The organism is Rhizobium sp. USDA 3886 (assembly GCF_056279785.1).
Map to the genome: position 1 here is coordinate 3,961,679 of NZ_JBWCDC010000001.1, position 25,666 is coordinate 3,987,344.

Here is a 25,666-nt window from a genome sequence, read left to right on the forward strand (position 1 = left end):
AGTGCTGGGAAGTTCAATGAACCCTAACTTACGAAATTTCGCCTTGTGGGCAATCATAGCGCTTCTGCTGATTGCCCTTTTCAGCATGTTCCAGACGACGCCGGCGCAAACCGGCTCGCGAGACATTCCATATTCGCAGTTCCTGCGTGAGGTCGATGCGGGTCGCGTCAAGGAGGTCGTCGTCACAGGCAATCGTGTCTCGGGAAGCTATGTTGAAAACGGCACCACTTTCCAGACCTATTCTCCAGTCATCGACGACAACTTGCTCGAACGCCTGCAGTCGAAGAACGTCCTGGTTTCAGCGCGGCCGGAAACCGACGGTTCGTCGGGCTTCCTGAGCTATCTCGGCACGTTGCTGCCGATGCTGCTCATTCTCGGCGTCTGGCTGTTCTTCATGCGGCAGATGCAAGGCGGTTCGCGCGGCGCGATGGGCTTCGGCAAATCGAAGGCCAAGCTGCTCACGGAGGCCCATGGACGCGTGACGTTCGATGACGTCGCAGGCGTCGACGAGGCCAAGCAGGACTTGGAAGAAATCGTCGAATTCCTCCGCGACCCGCAGAAGTTCCAGCGCCTCGGCGGCAAGATTCCGCGCGGCGTGCTGCTTGTCGGCCCTCCGGGTACAGGTAAGACGCTGCTCGCCCGCTCCGTTGCCGGCGAAGCCAATGTTCCGTTCTTTACCATCTCGGGTTCCGACTTCGTCGAAATGTTCGTCGGTGTCGGCGCAAGCCGCGTCCGCGACATGTTCGAGCAAGCGAAGAAGAATGCGCCCTGCATCATCTTCATCGACGAAATCGACGCCGTCGGCCGCCATCGTGGGGCCGGTCTCGGTGGTGGTAACGACGAGCGCGAGCAGACGCTCAACCAGTTGCTCGTCGAGATGGACGGCTTCGAGGCCAATGAAGGCATCATCCTGATCGCGGCGACTAACCGTCCCGACGTTCTCGACCCGGCGCTCTTGCGTCCCGGCCGCTTCGACCGCCAGGTCGTCGTTCCGAACCCGGATATCGTCGGCCGCGAACGCATCCTGAAGGTTCATGCCCGCAACGTGCCGCTGGCGCCGAATGTCGATCTCAAGGTTCTTGCCCGCGGTACGCCCGGTTTCTCCGGTGCTGACCTCATGAACCTCGTCAACGAAGCGGCGCTGATGGCTGCACGCCGCAACAAGCGCGTCGTCACTATGCAGGAGTTCGAGGACGCCAAGGACAAGATCATGATGGGCGCCGAACGCCGCTCCTCGGCCATGACCGAGGCGGAAAAGAAGCTCACGGCCTATCACGAAGCCGGCCACGCGATCACGGCGCTCAACGTTGCCGTTGCCGACCCGTTGCACAAGGCGACGATCATTCCGCGCGGGCGTTCACTCGGCATGGTTATGCAGCTTCCCGAGGGCGACCGTTACTCGATGAGCTACAAGTGGATGGTCTCGCGCCTCTGCATCATGATGGGTGGCCGTGTGGCGGAAGAGCTGACCTTCGGCAAGGAGAACATCACCTCCGGTGCTTCTTCGGATATCGAACAGGCGACGAAGCTTGCCCGCGCCATGGTCACGCAGTGGGGCTTCTCCGACCAGCTCGGGCAGGTCTCCTACGGCGAGAACCAGCAGGAAGTGTTCCTCGGCCACTCCGTTTCGCAAACGCAGAACGTGTCGGAAGCGACAGCTCAGAAGATCGATAACGAAGTGCGCCGCCTGATCGATGAAGCCTATCAGCAGGCGCGCGATATCCTCACCGAGAAGCACGACGATTTCGTCGCGCTTGCCGAAGGCCTGCTTGAATACGAGACGCTGACCGGAGAGGAAATCAAGGCGCTCCTCCGCGGCGAAAAGCCTGCTCGCGACCTCGGTGACGATACGCCGCCGAGCCGCGGTTCGGCCGTGCCGAAAACCGGCATACGCCCGGCTTCCAAGGGCGACGAGCCGGAAGCAGGGCTCGAGCCTCAGCCGCATTGACGGAAAGCAACTTGAAGAAACAAAGGCCGGATTTTCCAGCAGGAGATCCGGCCTTTTTCCGTCGGTAACGGGATATAATCAATTTTCTTGGTAATTTACGTGATGGCGCCTGCGATTTGTGGCATGCCGCTGTCATAAGCAGGCCGCAATGGGGCTTTGTATTCGGGCGATTCGTCCCTTTGGCTGAATTTACTTAGTGCATTGCGCAGCCTACGTTGGGCGCGTTGAGAATGTAGAGGTCGATATGAAAAGACGTTACTTCGGCACGGACGGGATTCGCGGGCAGTCGAACATCTTCCCGATGACGCCGGATCTGGCGATGCGGGTCGGCATTGCAGTCGGAACGATCTTCCGCCGCGGCAATCACCGCCATCGCGTTGTCATTGGAAAGGATACGCGTCTCTCAGGCTATATGCTGGAAAACGCCATGGTCGCAGGGTTCACAGCGGCCGGTGTCGATGCCTTCGTTCTCGGTCCGATCCCGACGCCTGCCGTCGCCATGCTGACGCGTTCCCTGCGTTGCGATATCGGCGTCATGATTTCCGCCTCGCACAATCCGTACGAGGATAACGGCATCAAGCTCTTCGGTCCCGACGGCTACAAGCTTTCCGACGATATCGAGATGCAGATCGAAGACCTGATGGAGAAGGATCTCCACACGCAGCTCGCCAAGGCCGACGACATCGGCCGCGCCAAGCGCATCGACGGCGTGCATGACCGCTACATCGAGCATGCGAAGCGCACGCTGCCGCGCGATGTCACGCTACAGGGCCTGAGGGTTGCGATCGACTGCGCCAACGGTGCCGCCTATAAAGTGGCACCGGCTGTGCTTTGGGAACTCGGCGCCGATGTCGTTACGATCGGCAATGAGCCGAACGGCATCAACATCAATCTCAACTGCGGTTCCACCAGCCCGGTCGCTCTGCAGAAAAAGGTCGACGAAGTGCGGGCCGATATCGGCATCGCGCTCGACGGCGATGCCGACCGGGTCATCATCGTGGATGAAAACGGCGCGATCGTCGACGGCGACCAGCTGATGGCGGTGATCGCAGAAAGCTGGGCGGAGAACCAGCAGCTTCGCGGCAACGGCATCGTTGCGACTGTGATGTCGAACCTCGGCCTGGAACGCTTTCTCGAAGGCAAGGGGATGGGTCTTGCCCGCACCAAGGTCGGCGACCGCTACGTCGTCGAGCATATGCGCCAGCACAATTTCAACGTCGGCGGCGAGCAGTCCGGGCACATCGTACTCTCGGACTACGGCACGACCGGCGATGGTCTTGTTGCCGCGCTGCAGATCCTTGCTGCCGTTAAGCGTACCGGCAAGACCGTCAGTGAAGTCTGCCGCCGCTTCGAGCCGGTGCCGCAGCTTCTGCGCAATGTCCGCATTTCCGGCGGCAAGCCGCTGGAAAACCTGCAGGTGCAGCAGGCGATCGCCGATGCGGAAGCCGAACTTTCCAAGAACGGCCGCCTCGTCATCCGCCCCTCCGGCACCGAACCGCTGATCCGGGTCATGGCAGAAGGCGACGACCGGGCGCAGATCGAGCGCATCGTCAACGACCTGATCGGCACGATCTCGGGCGTCCGTACCGCCGCTTGATTCTGCCGCTGATCGGAACGTGTCCGCCGCAAACCTCGTCCTTCCGGGCGGGGTAAGGCGGACGGGACGCCGTTAACCATGTTCCGGTCCGGCATCCGCCGGCGCTTGCGGAACATATGAAGAACATCCTATGGTCGTTCCGATGAAGGAACGGCTGGGCTACCGATACAGGATCTACCCGGACGCGCGGCAGGCGCGGCTGTTCCGCCAGACCGTCGGCTGCTGCCGCCTCGTCTACAACCTCTGCCTCGAGCAGCGGAGCATGGCGTATGCGATGCCGTCCAGGCACCGCCTGTCCTCGTTCGACCAGATCAAGGAACTGCCGGGCCTGAAGGCCCATCTGCCGTTCCTCAAGGACGTTCCGAACCACTGCCTGCAGCAGGCGGCCGTCGACCTCGACAAGGCGTTCAAGAACTTCTTCAAGGGCCACGCGGCGTACCCGAAGGCGAGACGGAAGTTCCAGAACGAATCCTTCCGCTTCCCAGACCCGAAGCAGATCTCCTTCGGTGAGAAGGGAATCCTGCTGCCGAAGGCGGGCTGGGTGAAGCTCGTTCTCCATCGGCCCTTCCTCGGCGAGGTGAAGAACGTCACGGTCTCCGCCGACGGCGACCACTGGTACGTCGCGGTGCAGACCGAGCGTGAGGTCGACGAGCCTGCGAGCGTGCTCGACCTGCCGGATCTCGTCGAGCTCGGGGGCGACCTCGGCGTGGTCAACGCGCTCGCGCTCTCCGACGGCACGGTCTACGACCTGCCAAGAATGACCGAGAAGGAGAAGCGCAGGGAGGCGAACCTCGCCAGGCGCGTCTCGCGCCGCAGGAGGGGTTCGAAGAACCGTCTGCGGGCGCAGCGCGATCTCAGGCGGTTCAGGGCCAGGATCGTCCGGCGCAGACGGGACGCGAAGCATAAGATGACGACCGACGTCGTCAGTCGCTGCGACGTCCTCTATCTCGAGGACCTGAAGCTGAAGAACATGACCGCCTCGGCCAAGGGGACCGTCGAGGAGCCGGGCACCAACGTCGCGCAGAAGTCCGGACTGAACCGGGCGATCCTCGACGTGTCGCCCGGAGCGACGCGTCTGCAGTTCGAATACAAGATGCGCCGCCGCGGCGGCGCCGTCTTCTACGTCAACCCCGCACGGACGTCGCAGCGATGCGCCGAGTGCGGGCATGTCGATCCGAAGAACCGGATCGACCGCGACCGGTTCGAATGCGTCAGATGCGGCCACGCCGCCTGCGCCGACCACAACGCCGGCCGCAACATTCTTCATCTGGGCCGCAAGGCCCGAACCGGAGGACATCCGGGGATGGCCTGTGGATCGAACCTCGCTGGAGGTCGGAAGCAGGAAGAAGACGGTAGCAGTCAGGTCGCGCAAGCGGCCTGATCAAGACCAGAAGCTCCGGCCTTCAGGCCGGGGAGTAGTCACGATCGATCAAAGGCGGTGTATTGCGCCGGCTTTTTTTATGTCCGCGTCACCCGCTTCCGCACAATCTCATTGGATGAATTGACTTATCGGCGTGGAGGCATAGCTTTTTCTTGATCGCAGAAGTGTCACCCGCCTGCAGCGGCGACAATACGGCAAAGCCATATTGCGATACGGAGATGGCGCCGGCCGTCGTTTCAGGCAACCTGGGAGGATTGGGTTGTCATGCGGTATCGCGTTCTTTTAGCCGGCTTATGGGTTGCCATGCTTCCTGCTTTCGGCGTGAATGCCCAAGAGGGCGACGCCGCGGCGGGCGAGACGGTCTTCAAGAAATGTGCCATCTGTCATAACGCCGACACGGACAAGAATAAGGTCGGCCCGTCGCTGAACCGGATCCTTGGCAGGAAGGCGGGGACGCACCCCAGTTTCAGCTATTCTCCGGCAATGAAGAAAGCAGGCGAGGGTGGTCTGGTTTGGGACGAGGCGACACTGCGCGATTACCTGCACGATCCCAAGGGGAAAATAAAGGGAACGAAGATGGTGTTTGTTGGCCTGAAAGACGACAGCGAGATCACCAATCTCATCGCTTATCTGAAGCAGTTTTCCCAATAGCACAGAAACGCCCGCACAGGACCGCTTTCGCCGTCGTCATTGTCCACACGACTTGTTCGTGAGATAATGCTAAAAATACATCGACGGATTGCGGATTTCACCCAGGCGGGTCGCGGTTCAAGGAGCAGGCAATGGCTATCGTGCTGGTTCTGGTTCTGCTGGTCGTGGGATCCGTCGTGTTCCATCTGCTGAGCCCGTGGTGGTGGACGCCGATCGCCTCCAACTGGAGCTACATCGACGACACCATCATGATCACCTTTGCGATCACTGGTCTGGTGTTCGTGGCGGTGGGTTCCTTCATGGCCTATTGCGTGTTCCGGTTCCGGCACAAACCCGGAAACCGGGCCGCCTATGAGCCGGAAAACAGGCGGCTGGAGATATGGCTTGCGGTGGTCACCTCCGTCGGGGTTGCCGCGATGCTCGCGCCCGGGCTCGTCGTGTGGAACCAGTTCATTACCGTGCCCGCTGATGCGCACCAGATCGAGGTCGTCGCTCAGCAGTGGCAGTGGAGTTTCCGGATGCCGGGCGCAGACGGACGGATGGGGAAGGCCGATACCCGCGAGGTCAATCCGGAGAATCCCCTTGGCCTGAACAAGAACGACACTGCCGGCCTGGATGACGTGATCGTTGAGGGAGGCGAATTGCACGTGCCGATCGGCAAGCCGGTCAAGGTCCTGCTTCGCTCGATCGACGTCGTTCACGATTTCTATGTGCCCGAGTTCCGGGCAAAGATGGACATGATCCCCGGCATGGTGACCTATTTCTGGTTTACGCCGACACGGACAGGAACGTTCGAAATCCTTTGCGCCGAGCTGTGCGGCGTCGGGCATTCGCAGATGCGCGGAACGGTCATGGTCGATGAGGAGGTCGCCTACCAGTCCTGGCTGGAGGAGCAGACGACATTCACGCAGATGCTGGCATCGGGGGAAGCGCAGCCGGCAGAACAGGCGCAGTAGCCTATCGGAGGAACAGGGAGGACGGACATATTATGGTCGATATTCGATCGGGCGCCGGGGAGGTCATCCCGCCTGCGGAAGTCGAGGATGTGGAACTTTACCATCCGAGGAGCTGGTGGACGAAATATGTCTTCAGCCAGGATGCCAAGATCATTGCCGTCCAATATTCGGTGACGGCGATGTCGATCGGTTTCGTGGCGCTCGTCCTGTCCTGGCTGATGCGCCTGCAGCTTGCCTTTCCCGGTTACTTCGCTTTCATCGATGCGGAGCACTATTATCAGTTCATCACCATGCATGGCATGATCATGGTGATCTATCTTCTCACCGCGTTGTTTCTCGGCGGCTTCGGAAACTACCTCATTCCCCTGATGCTCGGTGCCAGGGACATGGTGTTTCCCTATGCCAACATGCTGAGCTACTGGATTTATCTGCTCGCCGTGCTGGTGCTGGTCGCCGGATTTTTCGCGCCCGGCGGACCAACCGGCGCCGGCTGGACGCTTTATCCGCCGCAAGCCATCCTGTCAGGCACCCCAGGTGGGCAGGACTGGGGCATCATTCTCATGCTCTCGTCACTGATCCTGTTCATCATCGGCTTCACGATGGGCGGCCTGAACTATGTGGTGACCGTGCTGCAGGGAAGGGCGCGCGGCATGACGCTGATGCGCATGCCGCTGACGGTGTGGGGAATCTTCACCGCGACGGTCATGGCGCTGCTCGCCTTTCCAGCACTTTTCGTCGCTGCCGTCATGATGCTGTTCGACCGGCTGCTCGGGACGAGCTTCTTCATGCCCGCCATCGTGGAGATGGGCACGCAGCTGCAGCAGGGTGGCGGCAGCCCTATACTTTTTCAGCACCTCTTCTGGTTCTTCGGTCATCCCGAGGTCTATATCGTGGCGCTTCCCGCCTTCGGGATCGTCTCGGATCTCATCAGCACGCATGCGCGGAAGAACATCTTCGGCTACCGCATGATGGTTTGGGCGATCCTGATCATCGGGGCGCTCAGCTTCATCGTCTGGGCGCATCACATGTATGTCAGCGGCATGAACCCAAATTTCGGCTTCTTCTTCGCCGTCACGACGCTGATCATAGCGGTGCCGACCGCGATCAAGGTCTACAACTGGGTGCTGACGCTCTGGCGCGGCGATATCCACCTGACGCTGCCGATGCTCTTTGCGCTCGCCTTCATCATAACCTTCGTCAACGGCGGCCTGACGGGGCTGTTCCTCGGCAATGTGGTCGTCGACGTACCACTGTCGGATACGATGTTCGTCGTCGCGCATTTCCATATGGTGATGGGCGTGGCGCCGATCCTGGTCATCTTCGGTGCGATCTATCACTGGTATCCGAAAGTGACCGGGCGCATGCTGGATGAGGTGCTAGGGCAAATTCATTTCTGGATCACTTTCGTCGGCACCTATGCGATCTTCTTTCCCATGCATTACCTCGGCCTCGTGGGCGTGCCGCGCCGCTATTACGAGCTCGGCGAAACGGCCTTTGTTCCGCCGTCCGCCGCCCCGCTGAATGTCTTCATCACGGTTGCCGCGCTGATCGTCGGCGCAGCGCAGATCGTCTTCCTTTTCAATCTGATCCGGAGCCTTTTCAGGGGCCGGGAAGCCGGCGGCAATCCGTGGCATGCGACGACGCTGGAATGGCAGACGCCGCAGACCCCGCCTGTGCACGGCAACTGGGGCAAGGAACTGCCGGTGGTCTACCGCTGGGCGTATGATTACAGCGTGCCGGGCAATGACCAGGACTTCCTTCCGCAGAATGATCCAGGCACCGGCAGGACGGCGGGAGCAGCCTCATGAGCGTCATGCTGATCTTCCTGGCTGTGATCGCGGTCATCGTTTTTTGGTGGATGGCTCAACACCGGCTGACCTCCAAGCCGTGGCTGGAAGTGGGGCTGGTGACGGATTCGTCCCGTGAAAAGCGGCTGGCGATCGAGCCCGCCCGTGTCGGCCTCGGCATTTTCCTCGCTGTGGTCGGCGCTCTCTTTACGCTTCTCATCAGCGCCTATTTCATGCGGATGGCGGCAACCGACTGGTGGGCGACGCCCATTCCGCGACTGCTCTGGGTCAACACCGCCATGCTCGCGCTTAGCAGCGCGGCGCTCGAATGGGCCAAGCTCGAGGCACGCCGCGACCGTAGCGACACCATGCGGGCCGCGCTTCTGTTGGGGCTGGCAACGGCGGTCCTCTTTCTCACCGGACAGGTCATGGCATGGCGGGAACTTGGCGCAGCAGGGTATGTATTGGCCGACAATCCCGCCAACAGCTTCTTCTACATGCTGACCGGCCTGCACGGCCTGCACATCCTGGGCGGTCTCGCGGTGCTCGGCCGGACGACGGGCAGGGCCTTCGACGGTCATTTCCCTGCCCGCAGGCTGCACCTCAGCCTCGATCTCTGCGCCGTCTACTGGCATTTCATGCTTTTCGTCTGGGTGGTTCTCTTCGCACTCTTTGCCGGCTGGGCGAATGATTTCGTCGATCTCTGCCGCCAGCTGATTTCGTGAGGGATGAAGGATGGCTGAATATACGCAAGCAGAAACCGGCGGAACGCTCCAGCGGCCCGAAGGCATTCGCGGGATCGCGGCGGATCTTTCGTCCGACCAGCGGGCGTTCAAGAACGTCTCGTGGGGGAAAGCCATGATGTGGATATTCCTCCTCAGCGACACCTTCGTCTTCGGCTGCTTCCTTCTTGCCTATATGACCGCGCGCATGTCGACGCCCGTCAACTGGCCCAATCCCAGCGAGGTCTTCGCACTCGAAATCGGCGGACAGGAATTGCCGCTGATCCTGATTGCCATCATGACGTTCATCCTCATCAGCAGCAGCGGTACGATGGCGATGGCCGTCAATTTCGGATACCGCCGCGAGCGCGGCCGGACGGCGGCCCTGATGCTGCTGACAGCGGTTCTCGGCGCGACATTCGTCGGCATGCAGGCGTTTGAATGGACGAAGCTGATCTCGGAGGGCGTAAGGCCCTGGGGGAACCCGTGGGGTGCTGCGCAATTCGGCTCATCGTTCTTCATGATAACCGGATTTCACGGCACCCATGTCACCTTCGGCGTGATCTTCCTTATCATCATCTCGCGAAAGGTCTGGCGGGGTGATTTCGACACGGAGCGGCGCGGCTTTTTCACCAGCCGCAAGGGCAATTACGAGATCGTCGAGATCATGGGCCTTTACTGGCACTTCGTCGATCTCGTCTGGGTATTCATTTTCGCATTCTTCTACTTGTGGTGAGGACAGCCATGGCACAGGCGCAAGCGCATTCCGGACAGCAGCACCCGGTCAAGCTCTATCTCCTAGTCTGGGGCCTGCTCTTCGTCCTCAGCACCTTCTCCTACCTCGTCGATTATTTCGGAATCCAGGGCTATGCGCGATGGGTCCTGATCTTGCTCTTCATGGTGCTGAAGGCGGGCCTGATCGTCGCCGTTTTCATGCACATGGCCTGGGAGCGGCTGGCGCTTGTTTACGCGATCCTCCTGCCGCCGATCCTGGTACTTGTTTTCGTCGCGATGATGGTTTCTGAGTCGAACTACACGATCTTCACGCGGTTGACCTTCTCCAGCGTTGGTCTCTAACATAGCTGCCTGTTGAATTTTAGATAATCAAGAATTGTTCGGCTCCAGCTTGGTCCCCTTAAATTCAATGGGCTCCACAGCCATGTTCTTTGGTAAAATATGTAGTTAATGTTTAGGGTTAAGCAGCTTTTAACGTTTCCGATTCATTATCCATGCAAAGCGTATCAGGTTGGCAGGGAGTCCGCTCTGCCAATGCAACTGGATTCTGGAGTGGATCATGAAAAGAAGCTTGTTCGGCATCTTTGCCGCATTGCTTGTCACATCAAATGCACTTGCGGCCGATCTAGCTCCTGTCGAGCCGGAAATGCCGCCGGAAGTCGCGGTGACTGAATCGACCGGCTGGTATCTGCGCGGCGATGTCGGTTACGGCTTCACTGACCTGCGCGGCGCCCGCTACTTCCAGGGCAGCAACGCCAACGAGATCGATTTCGAAAGCGCCGAGTTGCGTGATTCCTGGACGGTTGGAGGCGGTGTCGGTTACCAGGTGAACAACTATTTCCGGACGGATCTGACGCTGGATTATCTGACCAAGGCTGATTTCCGCGGCTCGACGGTCGGCCAGTGCGGTTTTCCGCTCGAAGCCTGCACCTCAAGGGACGTCTCTTCTCTGACGGCTTGGACGCTGATGGCCAACGCTTATGTCGACCTCGGCACCTACGGTGTCTTTACACCTTATGTCGGTGGCGGTATCGGCGGCTCCTACGTCAAATGGAAGAACCTGAGCAATGTTTCCTGCCAGGATGACGGCGGCGGTTGCGATGGCGAAGTAACCCATGGCGGCCGCGGCAGCTGGCGCTTCAGCTATGCGCTGATGGCCGGCGCTTCGATTGACGTGACCTGCAACGTCAAGGCGGATATCGGCTACCGCTTCCTGCATGTGGATGGCGGCAGCATGTTTGGCTACGCGAGCAACGGCGGTCCGGGCCGCGACAAGGGCTTCAACGTTCACGAAGCCCGCGTCGGCGCCCGTTACCTTTTCGGCGGATGCCAGCAGGCGAGCTACGAGCCGCCGCCGGAAATTCCGCTGCAGCAGCCGGTCTACAAGTAAGATTGATACCGCAATCCGAAAGCCGTCCTTTGGGCGGCTTTTTGATTTTGCCCCATCGCGCCTGCGTCAAAAAATCCTCAGCCTGCGACACTTCCCCGTTGACTATAACGAACGTCATCTATATCCACGGCGGCGGGACACTCCTCCCCAACGAGGAGCTATCTATCTGGAAGGATAGCACATGGCGAAGACCGCGAAGCCGGACGTACGTCCGCAAAATACTCATTTCTCTTCTGGCCCCTGCTCGAAGCGCCCCGGTTGGACGCTCGATGCTCTTTCCGACGCGGCTCTCGGCCGTTCGCACCGCGCGAAAGTCGGCAAGACGAAGCTGAAGCAGGCCATCGATCTTACCCGCGAAATCCTGGAAGTGCCGGCGGACTATCGCATCGGCATCGTCCCGGCTTCCGACACCGGCGCCGTCGAAATGGCGCTCTGGTCGCTGCTCGGTGAGCGCGGCGTCGATATGCTCGCCTGGGAAAGCTTCGGCGCAGGTTGGGTTACCGATGTCGTCAAGCAATTGAAACTCAAGGATGTTCGAAGGCTCGAAGCCGGTTACGGCGAGCTTCCAGATCTCTCCACCGTCGATTTCGACCGCGACGTGGTCTTCACCTGGAACGGTACGACTTCTGGCGTCCGAGTTCCGAACGGTGATTTCATCCCGGCCGACCGCAAGGGCTTGACGATCTGCGATGCGACGTCTGCCGCTTTCGCGCAGAACCTCGATTTCGCCAAGCTCGATGTCGTCACTTTCTCCTGGCAGAAAGTTCTCGGCGGCGAGGGCGCACATGGCGTCATCATCCTTTCCCCGCGTGCTGTCGAACGCCTACTGACCTATACGCCGGCCTGGCCGCTGCCGAAAATCTTCCGCATGACCTCGGGCGGCAAACTCTCCGAAGGCATTTTCCAAGGCGAAACCATCAACACGCCGTCCATGCTCTGCGTCGAGGACTATCTCGATGCGCTGCTCTGGGCAAAGCAGATCGGCGGCCTCAGGGCGCTGATGGCGAGAGCCGACGCGAATGCCAAGGTCATCGCCGATTTCGTTGCGGCCAACGATTGGATCGCCAACCTGGCTGCGAAGCCGGAGACGGCGTCGAACACGTCGGTCTGCCTGAAGATCGTCGACAAGGAAGTTGCGGCACTCGATGCCGACGGCCAGGCGAATTTCGCCAAGGGCATCGTTTCGCTGCTCGAGAAGGAAGGTGTCGCTTATGACATCGGCCATTATCGCGACGCGCCGTCCGGTCTGCGTATCTGGGCGGGCGCCACGATCGAGACCGCTGACATGCAGAAGCTGATGCCTTGGCTTTCCTGGGCCTTCGAGACGCAGAAGGTGACGCTTTCACAGGTTGCTGCCTGACGTGATCGCATCCGGCTCCGCTTAGTGAGCGGAGCCTCGCATTCCCATTTTACCATCGCTGAACACTTTTGAAGGAAGCCCCCAATGGCACCTCGCGTTCTCGTATCCGACGAATTGTCGGAAACCGCCGTCCAGATTTTCCGCGACCGCGGCGTCGAAGTCGATTTCCAGCCGCAGCTCGGCAAGGATAAGGACAAGCTCGCCGAAATCATCGGCAACTATGATGGCCTTGCCATCCGCTCGGCCACCAAGGCGACGGAAAAGCTGATCGCTGCCGCGACCAACCTCAAGGTCATAGGTCGTGCCGGCATCGGGGTCGACAACGTCGACATCCCAGCTGCCTCGCGCCGCGGCATCATTGTCATGAATACCCCCTTCGGCAACTCGATCACGACCGCCGAGCACGCGATCGCCCTGATGTTTGCCGTTGCCCGCCAGCTGCCGCAGGCCGATGCCTCGACGCAGGCCGGTAAGTGGGAGAAGTCGAAATTCATGGGTGTCGAAATCACCGGCAAGACGCTCGGCGTCATCGGCGCCGGCAATATCGGCTCGATCGTCTGTGCCCGCGCCATCGGTCTCAAGATGCACGTCCTCGCCTATGACCCGTTCCTCTCCAAGGAGCGCGCCGAGGAGATGGGCGTTGTCAAGGTCGAGCTGGACGAACTGCTCGCCAAGGCGGATTTCATCACGCTGCACGTGCCGATGACCGACAAGACGCGCGGTATCCTTGGTGCTGAAAACCTCGCCAAGACGAAACCCGGCGTGCGCATCATCAACTGCGCCCGCGGCGGCCTCGTTGACGAGGCAGCACTTGCCGAAGCGATCAAGTCCGGCCATGTCGCGGGTGCGGCCTTCGACGTCTTCGAAGTCGAGCCTGCCAAGGAAAGCCCGCTCTTCGGCCTGCCGAACGTCGTCTGCACGCCGCATCTCGGCGCATCGACCACCGAAGCGCAGGAAAACGTCGCCCTGCAGGTTGCCGAGCAGATGGCGGACTATCTGATCAAGGGAGCGGTTTCCAACGCTATCAACATGCCGTCGATTACGGCTGAAGAGGCACCGATCCTGAAGCCGTTCATCAAGCTCGCCGACGTTCTCGGCGCTTTCGTCGGCCAGGTTACCGATGAACCGATCAAGGAAATCGAGATCCTCTACGACGGCGCCACGGCGAACATGAATACCCGGGCGTTGACGAGCGCGCTGCTGGCCGGTCTGATCCGCACGCAGGTTGCCGACGTCAACATGGTTTCGGCACCGATCATGATCAAGGAAAAGGGCATCGTGCTCTCCGAGGTCAAGCGCGACAAGACCGGTGTCTTCGACGGCTACATCAAGCTCACGGTGACTACAGAGAGCATGACGCGCGCGATCGCCGGCACCGTGTTCTCGGACGGCAAGCCGCGCTTCATCCAGATCAAGGGCATCAATCTCGACGCCGATGTCGGCAGTCATATGGTCTATATTGCCAACACCGACGTTCCCGGCATGATCGGCTTCATCGGCACGACGCTCGGGGAAGCAGGCGTCAACATCGCCAACTTCCAGCTCGGCCGCGACAAGCAGGGTGGTGATGCGATCGCGCTCCTCTATGTCGACGGCCCGATCGGCGACGATGTTCTCGTGAAACTGACAGCTCACCCGGCAATCCGGCAGGCGAAGCATCTGGTCTTTCCGGTCGACTGAAAATTTCCTCCCAAGAAAAAATACCAAAGCCCGGCGCAGGGGACTGCGCCGGGCAAAGTTTTTAAATGGCTGGAATCGGACAGCAATCAGATCGAAAAGTTGGCGCTGTTCGGAATCTGACCTTGTGGTGTCAGGTCGTCGACGGCCTTTGGTAGGTCTTTCGAAAGGCGTCTCAGAATCTCGTCCTCGCTCAAGCCCGTCTTTGAGGTGAGTTCCCCGATCACGTCCGGGCCGAGCGCCTGCGAGAGCTGGCGGTCGTCGATCGGCTTGTTCGCGCCGGGCGATACCCATGAATCCGCCGTATCACCATAGCCGTTCTTGGTGAACTGATCGAGCAAGCCGCCAAGGCCGCCGCTCAGGACTCCGCCGGCGGAGCCGCCCTTGACGAGGTCACCAAGGCCGCCGAGGAGTCCGCCCAAGCCTTCGCCAGAAGACTGCGAAGGTGTTCCGGCAGTTTCCGTGCCAGCTGGCTGCGGTTGTGCGCCGTCCTGTGTCATCTCCCGAAGCGTTGCGGCAATCTTGTCGCGGTTCTGGTAGCCGACGACGGCAAGGATGCCGAGCAATGCCGTAAGATTTCTGCGGTCCATGATGTCCTCCCGTTGAGATTTGCCCAGACCTGCATTCGACAAATGCAGCCGGACTCGGGAATGCGCGGACCGCAATATGGTTCCCGCGTCATCGAAAATTCATCACAAGCTGTGGTTGGCTGCGCTATCGTACCGGCCGCAGCAAACGCAGCGCATTCATAGTCACCAGCACAGTGGCGCCCGTGTCGGCGAGGATCGCGGGCCAGAGGCCTGTGAGGCCGATGACGGTCGTGACGAGGAAGACCGCCTTCAGGCCGAGCGCGATGGCAATGTTTTCGAAGATGTTGCGCATTGTCCGCTTGGAAAGCTCGATCATCGCCGCCACGTCGCCGACGCGTCCATGCAGGACCGCCGCATCGGCAGCCTCCAGTGCCACGTCCGTTCCGCCGCCCATGGCGATGCCGACGTCTGCGGCCGCCAGGGCAGGGGCGTCATTGATGCCGTCGCCGACCTTGGCGACGACGAAGCCTTCGCGCTTCAGCTCGCCGACGATACGCTGCTTGTCTCCGGGCATGAGCTCGGCTCGGACATCGATATCAAGCTGTTCGCCGATCGCCTTTGCCGTGCGCTCGTTGTCGCCGGTCAGCATGACGATCCGGACGCCGGCATCGGTCAGCATCTTGAGACCAACCTTTGCATCTCGGCGCGGCTCGTCGCGCATGGCGATGAGACCAGCTGCTTTTCCGTCGACGAGGAGAACCGACACGCTTTTGCCCTGTTCGTTCAATGCAGCGATGCATTCCTCCTGTTCCGCCGTCAGCGCGCCCGTCGCGCGGGCGGCAGACGGAGAGAGAAGGTCAAGCCTTTCGCCGCCGACGCGTCCGGTCATGCCCTTGCCCGGAATGGCCTCCACCTCGAATGCAGGCGGTACGGGTACCTTGTCGCTCTTTGCCCGATCGAGGATTGCCAATGCGAGAGGATGGCTGGAGTTTCTTTCCAGGACGGCGGTGCGCGAAAGCACCTGAGCCGCCGTCAATTCGAAGGCCACGATGTCGGTCACCTTCGGCTTGCCTTCGGTTAGCGTACCGGTCTTGTCGAGCGCGACGGCGGTAATCTTGCCGAGTGTTTCCAGAACAGTGCCACCCTTCATCAGCAATCCATGCCGGGCGCCTGCCGATAGCGAAGCGGCGATTGCAGCGGGCGTCGAGATCACCAGAGCACAGGGGCAGCCTATCAGCAGGATCGCCAGTCCCTTATAGATCCATTCGTCCCAGGCGCCATCGGCAAGGAGCGGCGGGATGATCGCGACCAATGCCGCAGCCGCGACGACGCCCGGCGTGTAGTAGCGCGAGAAGCGGTCGATGAAACGTTCGGTCGGCGCTTTCGATTCCTGCGCTTCTTCGACGAGTTTGATGACGCGGGCGATCGTGTTGTCGGCGCTTGCGGCGGTTACCTTGACACGGAGCGCCGCATCGCGGTTCACCGTTCCGGCAAAGACCGTGTCATCGGTACCTTTACGCACCGGAACGCTTTCGCCTGTCACCGGCGCCTCGTCGATTGCGCTTTCGCCCGAGACGATGACGCCGTCGGCGGAAATCCGGTCACCCGGGCGGACGAGGATCACGGAACCAACGGCGAGGGTCTCCGCCGGTACTTCGCGCGTCTCGCCGTTTTGCTCCAGCAAGGCATTTTTTGGCACGAGCGTCGTCAGCGATTGAATGCTCGCCCGCGCCTTTCCGGCGGCCACGCCCTCCAGCAGTTCGCCGACCAGAAACAGGAAAACGACGGCCGCGGCCTCCTCTCCGGCGTCGATGACGATGGCGCCGATTGCGGCGATCGTCATCAGCATCTCGATCGAAAACGGCGTTCCGGACAGTACCGCCGTAATCGCGCGGCGGGCGATCGGCACAAGACCGATCAGCACGGCTGCAATAAAGGCGTAGGAGGCGATCGCCGGAAGCAGATGCCCCACAGCATAAGCCGCGGCAAGAGCCGCACCGGATGCGATCGTCAGCCGTCCTTTCCTGCTTTGCCACCAGAAGGCGCCCATAGGTCCATGGTCACTGCTATGAAGTTCTGTGGCTTCCTTTTCAGGATGCACATGTGTAGGGCTGGTGTGATCATGGTTATGGTCTTGCGCTGCGTGGTCGTGATCCGGCGCTTTCCCTGTCATCGGCACCACTGAGTAGCCGAGGCCGGTTACCTTTTTTTCGATCGCCGTCAGATCACTGGTCCCGTCGTGGCTGATGGTCATCGTGCCGGCGGTCACGGAGACGGAGACGTCCTCGACACCGGCAACACGGCGGACTGCCGTGTTGATCTTTGCCGCGCAGGATGCGCAGTCCATGCCGCCAACTTTGTATTTTGCCCGAGCCGCTTCAGCCATTTCGGATTCCTTGTTCTTCAGCAGCAATCTTCCTACATGCTCTAGCGACTAGAGGTGCAAGAGGAAAATCATGAAAAAGATCACGATCGGCGATGCGGCTCGCCAGAGCGGGGTGAAGGTTCCGACGATCCGCTATTACGAAAGCATCGGGCTGCTGGCGGTACCCAGCCGCAGCGAGGGCAACCAGCGCTCCTATGAGCCTGCCGATATCCGTCGGCTTGCCTTCATCCGCCATGCCCGCGAACTCGGCTTCGAGGTCGGTTCCATCCGAACCTTGCTGTCGCTGCAGGACGACCCCGATCAATCCTGCGCTTCGGCCGATGCGATCGCCAAGGCCAGGCTCATCGAGGTCGAGCAGCGCATCCGCAGCCTGATGGCGTTGAAAGCCGAGCTGGAGATCATGGTTGAAGGCTGCGGCCACGGCCGGGTGGACCAGTGCCGGGTCATCGAAGTCCTTGCCGATCACGGCCAGTGCATGCACCCACACCATTGAACTGGAATGCGAAGGAAACAAGCAAAGCGGAAGCGGTGAATCGTCTCAGCTTTTCGGGACGTCACCGTATTCGGCCGCCGCCGCAAGCAGCGCGGTGACTTCACTATCGCTGGTCTGGTCGAAATGGTCGTAGTGAAGGCTGACTGCCTGCAGGTCCTCAGGTGCGGACAGGCAGAAGATTTCATCGACTTCCGCTTTCAGCTCCTCGATTACCGTCCACGGTGCAACCGGAACTGCAAGCGTGACATGGCCCGCCTCCGCTTGTCGCAGTGCCTTTAATGCGGCCTTCACCGATGCGCCCGTGGCGATACCATCGTCGACGAGAATGATGCTCCGGTTCGCAAGCTCAGTCGGAGGGCGATCGCCGAGATAGATTTTCCGGCGCCTCTCTATCTCTTCGAGCTGGCGAGTTGCCTCCTTTTCGAAATAATCGAGCGACGCACCGCAAAAGGCGAAGACATCTTCGTTCATCACGCGTTGCGGATTTTGTCCGTCGACGACGGCGCCGATGGCGTATTCCGGATAGCCGGGAGCCCCGATCTTGCGGACAAGCAGAATATCGAGGGGTGCGTGCAGGCAACGCGCGAGTTCGAATGCGACGGGAACGCCGCCGCGCGGTAGACCGAGCACAACCGGGTCATCGCTTCGTGAGCCGATGGCTTCGGCGAGCTTTCTGCCCGCGTCGGCGCGATTGCGAAAGCGTGGGGTGTTCTGCATGATCACAGTCCGAACGGATAGGTTTCGGGTACGCCTTGCGGACGCACGGCGGCAAGCGGATTTACGGCCTTCGTTTCTTCAAACCAAAGGTAGCAGTCGAACTGCTCCGGAAGCACTGCTTCGAAATAGTGGCTGTAGAATTCGCTGTCCGGCCTGTAAACGACGCCGATGGCGCGCTCCAGCCGCCGTTCCGACAAGATTTCGCGCACTGCCCGATCCCGGGTTCCCCGCAGATCTGTCAGCGATCTCGGTATCGCGGTCTGCCGGAAAACACGCTCGTAAGAGTCCGGACGCGACGGGATGACGATCTTGATCTTCGCCGGTTGATCCCAATCATCGGCGGCGGCTACCGTACCGCGGTCTGTCCCGAAGCCGACGAGAAGGGCCTCGTCGCCATAAGCAATCCGGGCAAGCTCCCCGATGTTGAACTGGCCATCCCAGCCCATGGCGGTCGCAGCGGCGTTGCCGATGTGCGAGTTGTGGGCCCACACGACGACCCGTGCGTCTGGCCGGTGTTCCATCAATCTCTGGAGCGTTTCGAACATGTGCTTGTCGCGCAGATTCCAGGAATCGTTGCTGCTCCGGTACATCGCCCGGTAGTAGTGTTCGGCCGTCGCGACGATACGCGCATTTTGAGCCGCATCGAGAAAGTCCTCGCCGTCAGCGGCGGCATAGTCGAGCTCGCGGGTGAGCAGTTCCTGCAATTGGGCGACGACGGCCGGTTCGCATTCCTCCTGAACGCCGGAAAGGATGGCACGGGCATAACCCGCGGGCCGCTCCTGCCAAGGCGTCAGGCAGGCGTAACGGCGGCAGGCTTCCATCGCCTCCTCAGGGTCGATGCGCTGGAGATAATCGAGCACTGCCTTGATCGAGCTGTTCAGCGAATAAATATCCACGCCACGGAATTCGACGCGCCGGTTCGGCTCAAGGCTCTCATTATAGCTGCGCAGCCACGAGACGAACTGCTCGAATTCGGCATTGCGCCACATCCAATCCGGAAAACGTATAAAGGACTCGGCATCGTAGATCCGCGCGTTCCGATGACGCACATGGCGGTCGATACGCTCTGCATCGGGCCAATCGGCTTCGACGGCGATGATGTTGAAGCCGTGATTTTCGATGAGGTTACGGGTTATTGCCGCGCGCGCCCGGTAGAACTCCGCTGTGCCATGCGTTGCCTCGCCGAGGAGAACGACTTTCGAGCCGTCGACGTAAGGATCGAAGAAAGCGCCGAATTCGATCATATTGGCGGGATCAGGCAGGAGCTGGCATGCATGGCGGATGGCATGCGCGACGCCGTCCGCTTGATTCGGTTTAAGCTCCAGGAGAGTCACGTGAGCCTCCTTTCGAAATATGATCTTCTATTTGTTCGTACGGCCGCGATGGCGGGGATCAATACCGCCCTGCGGTGTTGTATCGTTCGCAACGTCTCCTTCGACGGTATTCTCTCCCCGCAGCGTCTCATCGTCCGGCGGCGTGGAAATGCCGCGCGAGCGACCGATGCCAGGATCGTCGGTCAGATCGCGGTCGCTCGGTTTGGTCGTCTTGGGATGCTTGGCCGAGGTCATGATCAGCTCCCTTCATCTTCGCGGCGATTTGCGAAGCGGCTGGTTTTGCCGCGTTGCAGTCTCAGGGTTCTCCCTAGAAAACAAACTGCTCGGCGGATTGTTCCTGAGGCTATGAAATGGCTCCCGACTGCCTAATCAGCATGCGTCCGCCTAAAGTTTAGGCGATCTATGATTCTGATTTTATTTAGTTTTTCCCCCTATAAACAGCTCGATATTTTCTTTGAACGCATTCATTGCCCACGGCCGTAACCTTGAAAAAGTCCGCTGAGATCATAGTCCCGAATGACGATTTCCGTTCCCTGTTTAAGACGCATCCGTCACCGATGTGGGTCTATGATCCGGAAACGTTGCACTTCCTGAACGTCAACGATGCTGTGCTGGACCTTTACGGTTTCGCGCTGGATGATTTTGCTGCCATGACAGTGCTCGATATCCGGCCAGCTGCCGAGCGAGCGCGCATGCTGAAGGCTGTCGAAACGCGCACCGACATCGAAAAGGCTGAGCGCTGGACGCATCTCAAGGCCAATGGCGAGACCTTCGAAGTGCTGACCTACGGACGCGAGGTTCGCTTCGACGGAAAGAGCGCCATCCTGGCGATCGTGCAGGACCGCACGGAGGTCAACGCCGCCAAACGCCAGCTGACGGATACGCGCTCGCTACTCGACAGCATTGTCGACAACCTTCCGGTCGGTGTTTTCGTCAAGGACATGGCGCAGGACGGCCGCTATATCCTCTTCAACGAGGCCTGCAGCGTCATTGTCGGCCGCGCGACGGACGAGGTGCTCGGCAGCACCGACCGCACGATCTTTCCGGCGGCGCAAACGGCGATCCTCCGCGAGCAGGACAGCCGTGCCTTTGACGCCGGCGGAACGATCAGCTTCGAAGAAACAATCCATGGGCTTGATGGGGTCAAGCGTATCCTGAGGACGGCGAAAAAGGCGTTGCCGGCTCCCGAAGGCAGTCCGCCGCGCTATCTGCTCGGTATCTCACAGGACGTGACGGAAGAGCGGGCCTTCGAAGCGAAGCTTGCCCACATGGCAATGAACGATTCGCTGACCGGCCTGCCGAACCGGGCGGCCTTCGCCCAGCATATTGAATTGCATGCTGCCGCAGCGACGGAGGCTTCTCCGATCGCGCTTCTTTATCTCGATGTCGACCATTTCAAGCACATCAACGATAGCAAGGGACACGCCGCTGGCGATACGCTTCTGTGCCAGGTTGCGAAGCGCCTTTCCGCGTTGGCGCAGGAGAACGATCTCGTCGCCCGCCTCGGCGGTGACGAATTCGCCCTTGTCCTGAAGCTTGCGGAGGTTGGCCGCGCCGAGCGATTTGCCGAACAGCTTCTCGCGCTGCTTTCCGCGCCTTTCGATCTCGATGGCGTCAACGAGCATGTCACCTGCAGCATCGGGATTGCGCTGGCACCGGAGCATGCCGAGGATGCCGATGTACTGATGCGCCATGCCGATCTTGCGCTCTATGCCGCGAAGGCGAGCGGCCGGTCGACCTATCGCTTCTATGAAGCCGAGATGCGGCTCGAAGCAGAGCGGTGGCACCAGTTGAGCATCGAGCTTCGCGATGCGCTGGAGAAAAATCAATTCGAATTGCACTATCAGCCGATCGTGAGACTGGAAGACGACGGTCTTGCAGGCTTCGAAGCGCTCATCCGCTGGCACCATCCGCTGCGCGGCCTGGTGGCGCCCACGGAGTTCATTCCGATCGCCGAGGAAACGGGGCTGATCGTTCCGATCGGCGAATGGGTGCTGCGCGAAGCTTGCCGTACTGCTGCTTCGTGGCCCGGTCATCTGAGGATCGCGGTCAACCTCTCAGTCAGCCAGTTCCGCCACAATAGCCTTCTGTCGACCGTTGTCGCCGCCCTTGACGGCAGCTGCCTGCCGCCGGAGCGGCTGGAAGTAGAGATCACGGAGTCCGTCTTCCTCGCCGATGTCGAGCTGAGCCTGCCATTGCTGCGCGCATTGAAGGAGCTCGGCATTCGTATCGCGATCGATGATTTCGGCACCGGCTATTCCTCCTTCAGCTATCTTCGCGCCTTTGCCTTCGACAAGATCAAGCTTGATCGCAGCTTCGTGGCCGGCATCGAGAACGATGCTGGCAGTCTCGCCATCATCCGAGCAGTCGTCGGCATCGGCTCTGGCTTCAATGCGACAACGCTTGCCGAAGGCGTCGAAACAAAAGAGCAGCTCAAGAGGCTGAAGCAGGAGGGCTTCGGAGAAGCCCAGGGTTATCTGCTCGGTAAGGCCATGCCACCAGCGCGCGCCGAAGAATTGATCTACGGTACGGCCTCAAAGCGGCGCATCGCCGTCAACGGTTGAAATTGTGCATCCTTCGCAGCCTTGCGTTGCTCCCTGTATGAATTTTTGCCCTTTTCCATATTGCACAGCACCCTAAGTGCCGCTTCATGTCCGACCTTGTGAATGATATTCGCGCCCACGGCATCTGGCTGCCCGATTGGGTGGCCAGCATTCTCATCTTTGCTGTCGTAGTGGCGCTCGCGCTTTTTTTCCATCGTGTGGCTTTCCGGCTCCTGAAACACCTCGTCGCCTCGCGCGATCTCTTCTGGCGGTCGCTGGTTTCCCGGCTTGAGGGCATGGCGCGGCTGGCAATTCTGGCTGCGGCGCTCGGCTTTGCCGCCACGGTTTCGCCGCTCACGGAATATCAGGCCTCGACGCTGCGACACGTGCTGCTGATCGTCTTCATCATCCTGGTTGCGTGGATGGTGAAGACCGCCAAGCATATCTGGATGACGGTCTATCTGCGGCGCTTCAAGCTGGACGCCGAGGACAATCTACTCGCGCGCAAGCATGTCACACAATCGCGGATCATCGAGCGGATCGCGGATATGATCATCGTCGTCGTGACGATCGCGGCCTGTATGATGACCTTCGACGCGGTTAAGCAATATGGCGTCAGCCTGCTCGCATCCGCCGGCGTTGCCGGCATCGTCGTCGGCCTGGCATTGCAGCCGGTCCTGAAAAATCTCTTCGCCGGCATACAGCTTGCGATCACACAACCAATCCGCATCGACGACGCGCTTCTGGTCGAGGGCGAATGGGGCAATGTCGAGGAGATCACCTCGACTTACGTCGTGGTGAAAATATGGGACTGGCGCCGCCTCGTCCTGCCGCTCAGCTATTTCATCGAGAACCCTTTCCAGAACTGGACGCGCGAAAGCGCATCGCTGATCGGCACGGTCATGATCTATCTCGATTACAGCGTGCCGGTCTCCGCGATCCGCGCCAAGGTGGAGGAGACACTGGCCGGCTCCAAGCTCTGGGACCGGAGAGTGATCAACGTCGCCGTCACCGATTTCAGGGAGAGCGTCATGGAAATCCGCATCCTCGCCTCCGCCTCGAATTCCGGGCGAACCTTCGATCTGCGCTGCGAGATCCGCGAAAAGCTGATCGATTTCATCCAGCGCGAATATCCGCAAGCCTTGCCGCAGGTCAGAGCGGTGCTGGAGGGCCGGGAGGAGAGAGGGCGCAAGGCGGCAGCGGAATAGCCCGGCGCGGTCCTGCAAATCCCCGCCTCTTGCGCAAAACCCCAATCCTTTCTATATCCACGGCCACGAAAGCCCGGCGGACGAGCCCGCCGGAAGAGCAGGAAATCCACCGCATTTGCAGGGCAAACGGCGGAGCAAAACAAGCACTGAATTGGCAGCACCCCCGTGAACACACTGGATTTTGACAAGAAGCCGGAAGATACGCGCGTTGTCGTCGCCATGTCGGGCGGCGTCGACAGTTCCGTCGTCGCCGGTATCCTGAAGCGCCAGGGCTACGATGTGCTCGGCATTACGCTGCAGCTTTACGACCACGGCGCGGCCGTTCACCGCGCCGGCTCCTGCTGCGCCGGACAGGACATCGACGATGCGCGCCGGGTCTGCGAAACGCTTGGCATTCCGCATTACGTGCTCGATTACGAGAAGCGCTTCCGCGACACGGTCATCAATCCTTTCATGGAAAGCTATGTCGCCGGTGAAACGCCGATCCCCTGCGTGTCCTGCAATCAGACCGTCAAGTTCGCAGATCTTCTGGCGACCGCCAAGGAACTGGGTGCCGACGCGCTGGCGACAGGCCATTACATCCGTTCGCGGCCGAATCCGGCGTCCGGCAATCCCGGCCGCCGCGCGCTTTACCGCCCGGCCGATGCCGATCGCGACCAGAGCTATTTCCTGTTCGCGACCACCCAGGAGCAGATCGATTATCTGCGCTTCCCGCTCGGCGGGCTGCCGAAGGCCGAGACGCGCAGGCTTGCCGAAGAGATGGGTCTAGCCGTTGCCAAGAAGGCGGACAGTCAGGACATCTGCTTCGTGCCGCAGGGCAAGTATTCCGATATCATCACCAAGCTGAAGCCGAACTCGGCACTTGCCGGCGAGATCGTGCATCTCGACGGCCGCGTGCTCGGAAGCCATGACGGCATCCTGCACTACACGATCGGGCAGCGCCGCGGCATCGGCGTTGCGACGGGCGAGCCGCTCTACGTCGTCTTTCTCGATGCGCGCTCGCGCCGCGTCATAGTCGGACCGAAGGAGGCGCTCGAGACGCATCGCGTCTATCTTCGTGACGTCAACTGGCTTGGCGACGAGCCGCTTTTGGACGCCGTTGCTGGCGAGGGGTTTGCCTGCTACGCCAAGGTTCGCTCCACCAGGGCACCGGCGCCCGCCGTTCTGCGTGCTGATGCAGATGGCATCTATGTCGACCTGACCGTCGGCGAGGCCGGCGTGGCACCCGGCCAGGCCTGCGCGCTCTACTCGGCGCCGGGCGACGACGCCCGCGTCTATGGCGGGGGCTTCGTCGAGCGTTCCGAGCGCGAGCCGGCGGCCGAAGCCTCGTTGAAGGCCCTGCTTTCCCGCCCTGTCGCCGCCTGAACCCGACGCAAAACGGCATATTGTAAAGCCGCCGTTTTCTTGATGTCACCTGCTTGACACCAAGCCGGACCGCACCTTATAAGCCGCTCATCCCACGAGCCGTCGCTTTGCGAACGGCATCGTTGACCAGTGGCGGAGTAGCTCAGTAGGTCAGAGCAGAGGAATCATAATCCTTGTGTCGGGGGTTCAAATCCCTCCTCCGCTACCACACGTCCTTGGTCCATACCGGAGACATCGGTAACAGGTCGTAGCCTGTAGCCGGTCGCGAAATTCCGGAAATTTGACGCTGGTTCCGGAATTTTCGAAAAAGCATTTCCCGCCAGCGGTACAAGGCAGGTGCTTAATCTACGGGCCGGTTGTTACTGCTCGATCCGCATACAACGGCCAAGAGCCTCCGACAGCGCTTCAGGCGAGTGTTCGCCTGAGATCACCAGACCCACTGCTGTCGTCATGGCTACGCGGCCGCGGCCGCTCTCTATCAGGACACGATGATCTTCGCACCACTGGCGAACCACTGTTGTGACCAGCTCGATTTCATTTTCATTGAGCGGAAGAAGGTCTAGAAGAGACATCTATAGCCCCTCCAATAATGGCAAGAGCGCAACGAGTCTCTCAACCGGTCTCAGCCGTTAAACTCGGGGCCGGCAAGGCAGCATACGCCCGCCATGTCGTGATGCAATACGTTCATAGCGCACAGGAACCTTTTGATGCGCTTTGCATTTATCATCTGTCGCGCGACGAGCTCGCCCGTTAATCGCGGCTGGCGTCCGTACCCCGTTCGCCCAGCGAAGTCGCGTGATGCCTGTGCTGTAGGATCCAGACAACCGCAGCCAGGATGCGGCAGGGCTCGTCTCAAACCTCTCAATGGCGAGCCCGGTCGTTGTCC

At 60.5% G+C, this 25,666-nt stretch carries 22 protein-coding genes and 1 tRNA gene; 17 read left to right on the top strand and 6 right to left on the bottom strand.

The window, feature by feature from the left end; all coding sequences use genetic code 11:
* Positions 1-16: 16 nt before the first annotated feature.
* From ftsH to serA, 12 genes are all read left to right on the top strand, one after another.
* On the top strand, positions 17-1,948 hold the full coding sequence (ftsH, locus tag ACZ9BX_RS19820; protein ID WP_132562528.1) for an ATP-dependent zinc metalloprotease FtsH: 1,932 nt from the start codon (positions 17-19) through the stop codon (positions 1,946-1,948).
* 244 nt (positions 1,949-2,192) lie between these two features.
* Complete coding sequence (glmM, locus tag ACZ9BX_RS19825; protein ID WP_476219779.1) at positions 2,193-3,545, top strand: phosphoglucosamine mutase; 1,353 nt, start codon at positions 2,193-2,195, stop codon at positions 3,543-3,545.
* A gap of 130 nt (positions 3,546-3,675) precedes the next feature.
* Complete coding sequence (locus ACZ9BX_RS19830; protein ID WP_476219781.1) at positions 3,676-4,926, top strand: RNA-guided endonuclease InsQ/TnpB family protein; 1,251 nt, start codon at positions 3,676-3,678, stop codon at positions 4,924-4,926.
* Between the two features lie 264 nt (positions 4,927-5,190).
* On the top strand, positions 5,191-5,577 hold the full coding sequence (locus tag ACZ9BX_RS19835) for a c-type cytochrome (protein WP_132568723.1): 387 nt from the start codon (positions 5,191-5,193) through the stop codon (positions 5,575-5,577).
* A 131-nt stretch (positions 5,578-5,708) separates the two neighbouring features.
* Complete coding sequence (locus ACZ9BX_RS19840) at positions 5,709-6,533, top strand: cytochrome c oxidase subunit II (RefSeq protein ID WP_132568722.1); 825 nt, start codon at positions 5,709-5,711, stop codon at positions 6,531-6,533.
* A 32-nt stretch (positions 6,534-6,565) separates the two neighbouring features.
* Positions 6,566-8,341, top strand: a complete 1,776-nt coding sequence (gene ctaD, locus ACZ9BX_RS19845) for a cytochrome c oxidase subunit I (protein ID WP_476219784.1) — start codon at positions 6,566-6,568, stop codon at positions 8,339-8,341.
* Positions 8,338-9,045: a cytochrome c oxidase subunit 3 gene (locus tag ACZ9BX_RS19850; protein WP_476219786.1), complete on the top strand. Its 708-nt coding sequence runs from the start codon at positions 8,338-8,340 to the stop codon at positions 9,043-9,045. The genes ctaD and ACZ9BX_RS19850 overlap by 4 nt, the downstream gene beginning before the upstream one ends.
* Before the next feature lie 10 nt (positions 9,046-9,055).
* A complete protein-coding gene (locus tag ACZ9BX_RS19855; RefSeq protein WP_476219788.1) occupies positions 9,056-9,778 on the top strand; it encodes a heme-copper oxidase subunit III family protein in 723 nt (240 codons plus the stop codon).
* 8 nt (positions 9,779-9,786) lie between these two features.
* Positions 9,787-10,119: a cytochrome C oxidase subunit IV family protein gene (locus ACZ9BX_RS19860; RefSeq protein WP_476219790.1), complete on the top strand. Its 333-nt coding sequence runs from the start codon at positions 9,787-9,789 to the stop codon at positions 10,117-10,119.
* Positions 10,120-10,336: 217 nt separating this feature from the next.
* Positions 10,337-11,167 (top strand): outer membrane protein, encoded by an 831-nt coding sequence (locus ACZ9BX_RS19865; protein ID WP_476219792.1) that lies wholly within the window; start codon positions 10,337-10,339, stop codon positions 11,165-11,167.
* 181 nt (positions 11,168-11,348) lie between these two features.
* On the top strand, positions 11,349-12,527 hold the full coding sequence (locus ACZ9BX_RS19870; protein ID WP_476219794.1) for a phosphoserine transaminase: 1,179 nt from the start codon (positions 11,349-11,351) through the stop codon (positions 12,525-12,527).
* Positions 12,528-12,611: 84 nt separating this feature from the next.
* Positions 12,612-14,207 (top strand): phosphoglycerate dehydrogenase, encoded by a 1,596-nt coding sequence (serA, locus tag ACZ9BX_RS19875; protein ID WP_132568713.1) that lies wholly within the window; start codon positions 12,612-12,614, stop codon positions 14,205-14,207.
* A gap of 86 nt (positions 14,208-14,293) precedes the next feature.
* Here serA and ACZ9BX_RS19880 read toward each other — a convergent pair whose 3' ends face one another.
* Together ACZ9BX_RS19880 and ACZ9BX_RS19885 are read right to left on the bottom strand one after the other, a co-directional pair.
* On the bottom strand, positions 14,294-14,794 hold the full coding sequence (locus tag ACZ9BX_RS19880; protein ID WP_476219796.1) for a YidB family protein: 501 nt from the start codon (positions 14,792-14,794) through the stop codon (positions 14,294-14,296).
* 124 nt (positions 14,795-14,918) lie between these two features.
* On the bottom strand, positions 14,919-17,120 hold the full coding sequence (locus ACZ9BX_RS19885) for a heavy metal translocating P-type ATPase (protein ID WP_476219798.1): 2,202 nt from the start codon (positions 17,118-17,120) through the stop codon (positions 14,919-14,921).
* A 70-nt stretch (positions 17,121-17,190) separates the two neighbouring features.
* Between ACZ9BX_RS19885 and ACZ9BX_RS19890 the strand changes: the two genes are divergently transcribed.
* Positions 17,191-17,613: a MerR family transcriptional regulator gene (locus ACZ9BX_RS19890; protein ID WP_476219800.1), complete on the top strand. Its 423-nt coding sequence runs from the start codon at positions 17,191-17,193 to the stop codon at positions 17,611-17,613.
* A gap of 45 nt (positions 17,614-17,658) precedes the next feature.
* Here ACZ9BX_RS19890 and ACZ9BX_RS19895 read toward each other — a convergent pair whose 3' ends face one another.
* From ACZ9BX_RS19895 to ACZ9BX_RS19905, 3 genes are read right to left on the bottom strand one after another with little or no spacing between them, the layout of a single operon-like run.
* Positions 17,659-18,330, bottom strand: coding sequence for a phosphoribosyltransferase (locus ACZ9BX_RS19895; protein WP_476219802.1), 672 nt, complete (start codon positions 18,328-18,330; stop codon positions 17,659-17,661).
* 2 nt (positions 18,331-18,332) lie between these two features.
* Complete coding sequence (locus tag ACZ9BX_RS19900) at positions 18,333-19,664, bottom strand: erythromycin esterase family protein (RefSeq protein ID WP_476219804.1); 1,332 nt, start codon at positions 19,662-19,664, stop codon at positions 18,333-18,335.
* 27 nt (positions 19,665-19,691) lie between these two features.
* On the bottom strand, positions 19,692-19,898 hold the full coding sequence (locus ACZ9BX_RS19905; protein ID WP_027508139.1) for a hypothetical protein: 207 nt from the start codon (positions 19,896-19,898) through the stop codon (positions 19,692-19,694).
* 251 nt (positions 19,899-20,149) lie between these two features.
* Between ACZ9BX_RS19905 and ACZ9BX_RS19910 the strand changes: the two genes are divergently transcribed.
* The 4 genes from ACZ9BX_RS19910 to ACZ9BX_RS19925 all read left to right on the top strand — a co-directional run bounded on the left by ACZ9BX_RS19910 (position 20,150) and on the right by ACZ9BX_RS19925 (position 24,988).
* Positions 20,150-22,228: a putative bifunctional diguanylate cyclase/phosphodiesterase gene (locus ACZ9BX_RS19910; RefSeq protein ID WP_476219806.1), complete on the top strand. Its 2,079-nt coding sequence runs from the start codon at positions 20,150-20,152 to the stop codon at positions 22,226-22,228.
* A gap of 86 nt (positions 22,229-22,314) precedes the next feature.
* Entirely contained in the window at positions 22,315-23,415 is a 1,101-nt protein-coding gene (locus tag ACZ9BX_RS19915) for a mechanosensitive ion channel family protein (protein ID WP_476219807.1), read from the top strand.
* A 165-nt stretch (positions 23,416-23,580) separates the two neighbouring features.
* Positions 23,581-24,780, top strand: a complete 1,200-nt coding sequence (gene mnmA / locus ACZ9BX_RS19920; protein ID WP_476219809.1) for a tRNA 2-thiouridine(34) synthase MnmA — start codon at positions 23,581-23,583, stop codon at positions 24,778-24,780.
* A 131-nt stretch (positions 24,781-24,911) separates the two neighbouring features.
* A tRNA-Met gene (locus ACZ9BX_RS19925) sits at positions 24,912-24,988 on the top strand.
* A gap of 151 nt (positions 24,989-25,139) precedes the next feature.
* Here the strand turns inward: ACZ9BX_RS19925 and ACZ9BX_RS19930 are convergent.
* Entirely contained in the window at positions 25,140-25,352 is a 213-nt protein-coding gene (locus tag ACZ9BX_RS19930) for a hypothetical protein (protein ID WP_476219811.1), read from the bottom strand.
* Positions 25,353-25,666: the final 314 nt, after the last annotated feature.

Coding starts and splice junctions, on each gene's coding strand:
- ftsH (WP_132562528.1), top strand. CDS start 17: ATGAACCCTAACTTACGAAATTTCGCCTTGTGGGCAATCATAGCGCTT.
- glmM (WP_476219779.1), top strand. CDS start 2,193: ATGAAAAGACGTTACTTCGGCACGGACGGGATTCGCGGGCAGTCGAAC.
- ACZ9BX_RS19830 (WP_476219781.1), top strand. CDS start 3,676: ATGGTCGTTCCGATGAAGGAACGGCTGGGCTACCGATACAGGATCTAC.
- ACZ9BX_RS19835 (WP_132568723.1), top strand. CDS start 5,191: ATGCGGTATCGCGTTCTTTTAGCCGGCTTATGGGTTGCCATGCTTCCT.
- ACZ9BX_RS19840 (WP_132568722.1), top strand. CDS start 5,709: ATGGCTATCGTGCTGGTTCTGGTTCTGCTGGTCGTGGGATCCGTCGTG.
- ctaD (WP_476219784.1), top strand. CDS start 6,566: ATGGTCGATATTCGATCGGGCGCCGGGGAGGTCATCCCGCCTGCGGAA.
- ACZ9BX_RS19850 (WP_476219786.1), top strand. CDS start 8,338: ATGAGCGTCATGCTGATCTTCCTGGCTGTGATCGCGGTCATCGTTTTT.
- ACZ9BX_RS19855 (WP_476219788.1), top strand. CDS start 9,056: ATGGCTGAATATACGCAAGCAGAAACCGGCGGAACGCTCCAGCGGCCC.
- ACZ9BX_RS19860 (WP_476219790.1), top strand. CDS start 9,787: ATGGCACAGGCGCAAGCGCATTCCGGACAGCAGCACCCGGTCAAGCTC.
- ACZ9BX_RS19865 (WP_476219792.1), top strand. CDS start 10,337: ATGAAAAGAAGCTTGTTCGGCATCTTTGCCGCATTGCTTGTCACATCA.
- ACZ9BX_RS19870 (WP_476219794.1), top strand. CDS start 11,349: ATGGCGAAGACCGCGAAGCCGGACGTACGTCCGCAAAATACTCATTTC.
- serA (WP_132568713.1), top strand. CDS start 12,612: ATGGCACCTCGCGTTCTCGTATCCGACGAATTGTCGGAAACCGCCGTC.
- ACZ9BX_RS19880 (WP_476219796.1), bottom strand. CDS start 14,794: ATGGACCGCAGAAATCTTACGGCATTGCTCGGCATCCTTGCCGTCGTC.
- ACZ9BX_RS19885 (WP_476219798.1), bottom strand. CDS start 17,120: ATGGCTGAAGCGGCTCGGGCAAAATACAAAGTTGGCGGCATGGACTGC.
- ACZ9BX_RS19890 (WP_476219800.1), top strand. CDS start 17,191: ATGAAAAAGATCACGATCGGCGATGCGGCTCGCCAGAGCGGGGTGAAG.
- ACZ9BX_RS19895 (WP_476219802.1), bottom strand. CDS start 18,330: ATGCAGAACACCCCACGCTTTCGCAATCGCGCCGACGCGGGCAGAAAG.
- ACZ9BX_RS19905 (WP_027508139.1), bottom strand. CDS start 19,898: ATGACCTCGGCCAAGCATCCCAAGACGACCAAACCGAGCGACCGCGAT.
- ACZ9BX_RS19915 (WP_476219807.1), top strand. CDS start 22,315: ATGTCCGACCTTGTGAATGATATTCGCGCCCACGGCATCTGGCTGCCC.
- ACZ9BX_RS19930 (WP_476219811.1), bottom strand. CDS start 25,352: ATGTCTCTTCTAGACCTTCTTCCGCTCAATGAAAATGAAATCGAGCTG.